Below are 5,837 nucleotides of genomic sequence, written 5' to 3' on the forward strand. Positions count from 1 at the left end.
CGGCTTGAGCGGGTGCTTACGCGCACGTTCCGCTTGCTCTTTACCTACATGTCCCGTATGCGCTTTACCCGCGCGTCCTGCTTCACGGAGCTCGCGCATAGCCGCCGTGCCCTCAAGAGGCTCAACCGCGCGCACCAAGCAACCGCTGCCAAAGCCCTCAGGACCGCATACCACATTGCAGCAGTGATGCATACCATACGAAACGTAAACGTAGAGGTGACCCGCAGGTCCAAACATGGCTGCATTGCGCTCGCTAGGACCACCAAACGCATGACTCGCGGGATCGTCTTGGTCGTAAGCTTCGGTCTCCACAATTCTTGCGACTAGTTTGTGTTTCTCACCATTAAGCGTAATTGTCCTTGTCAGAGTGCATCCCAGCAGCAGCGGCGCGGCCACATCTGAGGGATTCTCTAGAAAATCTGGAAACATGCCATCTCCTTTATTGGTTATGCGTTACAATACTACCAACCTTTAAGGACGGTGCGAGACACCGGCAAGGCCCATAGCGTTGAGTGCGCATGTTCGCTGTTGAGCCTCCACAAGGAGTGCTCTTTTTTTATGGCTCGGCATGCTCCTACGCAGATCGGAGAGTATATGAATCCACTGGCAAGTGCCACCTCGCAGCCTCGCGCGCTGCTTGTTCTCGAAGACGGAACAACCTTCGAGGGGAGGTGCTGTGGTGCTAGCGGAGAGACCTTCGGCGAGATTGTTTTTAACACGTCTATGACCGGCTACCAGGAGATTATCTCCGATCCAAGTTACGCCGGCCAGATTGTCACGCTGACCTATCCGCAGGTAGGCAACTACGGCATCGATCCTGCGGTCATGCAGCGAGACGTCTTGCACCTGCGTGGTTTTGTCGTCCACGACATGTGCTACGAGCCAAGCAACTGGACATCCAAGCAGAGCCTGCCTGAGTTTCTGCAGGAAAATGGCGTCGTTGCCATCGAGGGCATCGATACCCGTGCGCTGACCATGCACCTGCGCGACTTTGGTGCACAGAAGGCGGCTATCTCCACCGAGGACCTGGATCCTGCCCACCTGCTCGCGCGCGTCCAGGCATCGCCTAACATCTCCGAGCACAACTTTGTCCCCGACGTCTCCGTCGATGCACCTCACGTTGTCCCTGCTACGTCTAAGAAGCGCTTCAACGTTGTCGCGTACGACTGTGGCGAGAAGAACGGCATTCTCCAGGGTCTTGCAGCAAACGGCTGCGAGGTCACGGTTGTACCGTGGAACACACCTGCTGAGGACGCCTTGGCCTACAACCCAGACGGCATCTTCTTCTCCAACGGCCCTGGTGACCCAGAGCAGGTTGACGCTACGCAGGAGGCCGCTCGCGGCGTTCTGGGCAAGGTTCCCGTCTTTGGTATCTGCCTGGGCAACCAGATGCTCTCCATTGTCGCAGGTGCAGATATCGAGAAACTCAAATTTGGCCACCATGGCGGCAACGAACCAGTCATGAATCTTCTGACCGGCAAGGTTGAGATTACTGCTCAAAACCACAATTACGGTCTGGTTTTCCCAAGCTTGGGCAAGCTTATTGCAGAGGAGTCTGGTGGAATCTCCGAGCACTTTGACAACCTCTGTGAGTGGTCCGCAAGGCGTATTGCTCCTGTTGTCCAGACAAAGGAGTTTGGCCGTGTCAGGCTCACACACGTCAACCTTAACGACGGAACTCCAGAGGGCATTCAGTTCCTGGATATTCCAGCGTTTTCCGTCCAGTATCACCCTGAGGCAAGCCCAGGACCTCACGATTCATCCTACTTGTTCAAGGCATTTGCTCGTTTGATGGAGGGACAGTCTGACTATCTTGCCATCGACGTTCGTGAGGGGAGGCGCTTCTAATGCCAAAGCGTACTGATATAAAGAAAATTCTAGTCATTGGCTCTGGTCCAATTGTTATTGGTCAGGCTTGCGAGTTTGACTATTCTGGCACTCAAGCATGCCGTGCCCTTCGTAAAGAGGGCTTTGAGGTTGTTCTGGTTAACTCAAACCCAGCAACTATCATGACCGATCCAGAAACTGCAGATAGAACCTACGTTGAGCCAATCACCGTTGAGTCGGTGACCCGCGTCATTGAGCGCGAGCGTCCTGATGCGCTCCTGCCAAACATGGGCGGTCAGACTGCTCTGAACTGTACTATCAGCCTTGGCGAGGCGGGCGTTCTTGACAAGTACAACATTGAGGTCATCGGCTGCAACCTGGAGTCCATCCGCACCGGTGAGGACCGTGAACTCTTCAGCGAGGCTGTCCAGGACATTGGCCTGGAGGTTGCTCGCGCAGATATTGCTCACTCCATGGAAGACGCTCAGCGTATTGTTGCTGACCTGGGATACCCTGTGGTCATTCGCCCAAGCTTCACCCTTGGTGGCGCGGGCGGCGGCATTGCTCATAGCCCAGAAGAGCTCGTAGAGATTGTTGAACAGGGCCTCTTGCTTTCCCCAGAGCACGAGGTGCTGGTAGAGGAGTCCATTGAGGGTTGGAAAGAGATTGAGATGGAGGTCATGCGCGATACCGCAGGTAACGGTATTGTTGTCTGCTCCATCGAGAACCTCGATCCAATGGGCGTCCACACGGGAGACTCCATTACCGTTGCTCCAGCCCAGACGCTTACCGATGAAGAGCTCCAGAACCTCCGCGACTACTCCATCGCCATTCTCGAGCGTGTAGGTGTTGCTTGTGGTGGCTCTAACGTTCAGTTTGCGGTCAACCCAACTAACGGCCGCGTCATTGTCATTGAGATGAACCCTCGCGTCAGCCGCTCTTCAGCGTTGGCTTCCAAGGCAACTGGCTTCCCCATTGCAAAGATGGCGGCATTGCTCTCTGTTGGCTACACGCTGGATGAGATTACCAATGACATCACCAAGGCAACTCCCGCTGCCTTTGAGCCTTCCATCGACTACTGCGTGGTCAAGGTTCCTCGCTTTGCCTTTGTCAAGTTTAAGGGCACCAGCCGCGTTCTGACCACCCGTATGAAGTCGGTTGGCGAGGCTATGGCCATGGGCAGAACCTTTGAGGAGGCCCTGCAGAAGGCGCTTCGTTCCCTGGAGCAAGATCGCGCTGGTCTAGGCGCAGACGGCCACGATGTCTTTGACGAGAAGAACTTCGATGAGCTCGTCAGCAAGCCAACACCAGAGCGTATTTTCTACGTTGCTGAGGCACTGCGCAGAAATTGGAGCGTTGAGCGCATCCACGATATGACCGGTATTGATCCATGGTACCTGCACCGTATGGCAGGCATCATCAACGCCGAGAAACGCATCAAGGAGCTGGGGCTTTCTGGTCTCACCACCGATAACATGCTTGCTGCCAAACAGCTGGGCTTCTCGGATGAGCAACTTGCGCACCTTACCGGTACCAAGACAGACGTTGTCCGTGCTGTGAGGGAAGTGCTGGGTGTTCGTCCGCAGGTCAAAACAGTTGATACCTGCGCAGGTGAGTTTGGTGCAACCACTCAGTACCACTACGTTACCTACGAGAAGGGCAACGCCACAGAGTACGTGAAGGCAGAAAAGCCACGCGTCATGATTCTTTCCGCTGGTCCTAACCGTATTGGTCAGGGTATTGAGTTTGACTACTGCTGTGTTCATGCTGCCTACGCTCTTCGCGAGCAGGGTTATGAGACGGTCATGGTCAACTGCAACCCCGAGACGGTCTCTACAGACTACGACACCTCTGATCGCCTGTATTTCCAGCCTCTAACCTTTGAAGACGTCATGGATGTCATTGAGGTTGAGAAGCCAGAAGGCGTCATTGTCACCCTTGGTGGCCAGACGCCAATCAAGCTGGCACGCGCCTTGAAGGACGCCGGCGTTCCTATCATGGGTACTCAGCCAGAGGCAATTGACCTGGCAGAGGACCGCGACCGCTTCGCAGCCCTTCTGGATCGCCTGAACATTGCCTGCCCTCCTTCGGCAGTTGCTTCTACCATGGACGAGGCTCGCGACGCTGCACGCCGCATTGGCTACCCACTGATTGTCCGCCCAAGCTACGTTCTTGGTGGTCGCGGTATGGCCATTGTCTACGACGACTCCGACCTGGTCACCTACATGGAATCCGCGACGCACGTCACGCCAGACCGTCCTGTCTACCTGGACGCCTTCCTCGAGGACGCTATTGAGCTGGACGTCGACGCTCTCTGCGACACCGAGGAGTGCTACGTAGGCTCCGTCCTGGAGCACATTGAGGAGTGCGGTATTCACTCTGGCGACTCCGCTTGCTGTTGGCCGCCCTTCTCGCTCTCTGAAAAGATTGTTGACCAGATTAGGGCCATCACCAAAAAGCTGGCGCTTGCCTGCGGCATTCGAGGTCTGCTAAACATCCAGTACGCCGTTCGCGATGAGCACGTCTTTGTCATCGAGCTCAATCCTCGCGCTTCTAGAACCGTGCCATTCTCGTCCAAGGCAACTGGCGTTTCCCTGGCCAAATACGCATCTCGCATCATGGCTGGCGAGAAGATCAGTGAGCTCAGAGCACAAGGACTGCTTCCAGACGAAAATCGCACCGTCGATTACTACGCGGTCAAAGAGGCGGTCATGCCTTGGTCTAGATTCCCTGGCGCTGACTCAATCCTTGGCCCAGAGATGAAGTCTACCGGTGAGGTCATGGGTATTGCCCGAACCTTCCCAGCAGCGTACGCAAAGACTCGCGAGGCAGTTGAGAACAAGCTACCTGAGCAGGGCTCCGTCTTTATCAGTGTGTGCGACCGCGATAAGCGCGCCATTGCTCCTGTTGCTATGGCTCTGGAGAACCTTGGCTATGGCATCTACACCACGGGCGGTACCGCAAAGACGCTGCGTGCGGCTGGAATTGACTGCACCACCGTCAACCGCATTTCCGATGGTCATCCAAATGTTGTTGACCTTATGCGCGATAAGACCGTCAGCTTCATCATCAATACGCCTCATGGTCACGAGGCTCATAGCGACGGCACCAAGATGCGCGCAGAAGCTGTCAGCCAGGGCATTACCTGCGTCACCGCAATGTCTGCTGCTACCGCTCTTATTCAGGCACTTGCTGCGGCAAGAAAGAGTGAGCCCGAGACCTTTGCACTACAAGATCTTTAAAACGTGCTTGGAGAATGAGCTTTTCAATTGAACAAAGATCGGTCTTGAAAAAGGCCGGTCTTTTTTCGTGAGGGAAGTGTTTAGAATACGAAGTTCTCCTAGTGAAGAGCGCAAAAGTTTGTTATTATTGCAAGGCTGCATAAATATGCGGGCGTGGCGGAACTGGCAGACGCGCTAGATTTAGGTTCTAGTGGACTAAGTCCGTGGGGGTTCGATTCCCTCCGCCCGCACCATGCAGAAATTTGGTTAAGCGCTGGTACGCCAGCATTTTTTACGAGACACTGGAGGAACGTTGAACATCACCGTTACCGCAGATAAGCCAGTTGACGAGAAACTCACCGTCAAGGTTACAGTTCCTGCTGCAGAGGTAGACGCTGCCATTAAGCAGGCTTACAAGGACATTGCAAACAAGTATTCCTTCCAGGGTTTCCGCAAGGGCCGCGCACCTCGTCCTGTCATTGACGGCATTGTTGGCCGCGAGGCAGTCCTTGCTCAGGCAACCAACGATCTTCTCGGCGCAGCAGAGCCACAGCTCCTTGAGGAGCTTGACCTTGTCCCTGTTGGCCGTGGTGATTACAACCAGGATGCAGACCTTCCTGTTGAGGGTCAGGATTACTCCTATGAGGTAGTCTTCAACGTTCGTCCTGAGGCTAAGCTTGACTCTTACGATGCTCCTGCAATCAACATGCCTCCAAATGAGGCAACTGAGGCTGAGGTTGACCACCAGATTAAGCAGCTTCTGTCTTACCAGGCTAAGTTTGAGAACAC

At 54.8% G+C, this 5,837-nt stretch carries 4 protein-coding genes and 1 tRNA gene; 4 read left to right on the top strand and 1 reads right to left on the bottom strand.

Translation table 11 applies throughout. The features are described 5' to 3' along the window. Window positions 1–429 (bottom strand): DNA-3-methyladenine glycosylase (locus RWJ43_RS05720; protein WP_314008855.1); only part of this gene is annotated, 429 nt, incomplete at its 3' end. Between the two features lie 165 nt (window positions 430–594). Between RWJ43_RS05720 and carA the strand changes: the two genes are divergently transcribed. From carA to RWJ43_RS05740, 4 genes are all read left to right on the top strand, one after another. After that, window positions 595–1,848: a glutamine-hydrolyzing carbamoyl-phosphate synthase small subunit gene (gene carA, locus RWJ43_RS05725; RefSeq protein WP_035428762.1), complete on the top strand. Its 1,254-nt coding sequence runs from the start codon at window positions 595–597 to the stop codon at window positions 1,846–1,848. Then, entirely contained in the window at window positions 1,848–5,069 is a 3,222-nt protein-coding gene (carB, locus tag RWJ43_RS05730; protein ID WP_314008858.1) for a carbamoyl-phosphate synthase large subunit, read from the top strand. Before carA ends, carB begins: the two co-directional genes overlap by 1 nt. 147 nt (window positions 5,070–5,216) lie before the next feature. Continuing rightward, window positions 5,217–5,302: transfer RNA gene (locus RWJ43_RS05735), tRNA-Leu, on the top strand. Between the two features lie 59 nt (window positions 5,303–5,361). Continuing rightward, the coding region (locus tag RWJ43_RS05740; protein ID WP_314008860.1) for a trigger factor family protein at window positions 5,362–5,837 on the top strand (476 nt) is incomplete at its 3' end.

The sequence above is a fragment of the Lancefieldella parvula genome, assembly GCF_963530955.1.
Taxonomy (GTDB): Bacteria; Actinomycetota; Coriobacteriia; order Coriobacteriales; family Atopobiaceae; genus Lancefieldella; species Lancefieldella parvula_A.

Excerpts from the sequence above, each read along its gene's own strand:
- carA (WP_035428762.1), top strand. The coding sequence starts at position 595 with ATGAATCCACTGGCAAGTGCCACCTCGCAGCCTCGCGCGCTGCTTGTT.
- carB (WP_314008858.1), top strand. The coding sequence starts at position 1,848 with ATGCCAAAGCGTACTGATATAAAGAAAATTCTAGTCATTGGCTCTGGT.